Origin of the sequence: Agrobacterium sp. MCAB5 (assembly GCF_052114365.1) — a bacterium.
GTDB lineage: Bacteria > Pseudomonadota > Alphaproteobacteria > Rhizobiales > Rhizobiaceae > Agrobacterium > Agrobacterium tumefaciens.
Genome location: NZ_JBFREP010000160.1, coordinates 1 through 569, shown reverse-complemented (window position 1 = coordinate 569; position 569 = coordinate 1). Strand labels below are relative to the sequence as shown.

Here is a 569-nt window from a genome sequence, read left to right as displayed (position 1 = left end):
CGATGAAGGCGTCGGCGATGCTCTCATGGACGTAGACGTATCCGGGGGCGATGCACCATTGGCCGGAGATGGCGTTGTGGCCCCAGGCGATGCGGTCGGCAGCTATGTCGAGATTGGCGGTGGCGTCGACGATGGTCGGGTTCTGGCCTCCGAGTTCAAGGATGACCGGCGTCAGGTTCTCGGCCGCCGCGCGCATCACCACCTTGCCCACGGCTGAGGAGCCGGTGAAGAAGATGAAGTCAAACGGCAGTTGCAGTAACTCGCCGATCTCCTCGCGCCCGCCGGTGACGACCGAGACGTTCTCGGGTTCAAAATATTGCGGGATCAATTGCGCGAACAGCGTCGCGGTCGCCGGCGTCGTGTTGGCGGGCTTGAGGATCACCGGGTTGCCGGCGGCAAGCGCCGCGAGCGCGGGATCGAGCAGCAGCAGGATCGGCGCATTGAATGGCCCGATCACCAATGTCACGCCATATGGCTCCTTGTAGATGACGCCGCTGTTGCCGGTCGCTTCCAGTCCAGCGGGAATAGGCGTTGGCTGCGGCGCCATCAGATCGCGCAGGTTCTCGCGA

General features: G+C 64.0%; 1 protein-coding gene. It reads right to left on the bottom strand.

Going from position 1 to position 569, the window contains the following annotated elements; genetic code table 11:
* Positions 1–569, bottom strand: a 569-nt coding sequence (locus AB4Z23_RS27975) for an aldehyde dehydrogenase family protein (RefSeq protein WP_441361238.1), incomplete at both ends; no start/stop codon positions are given.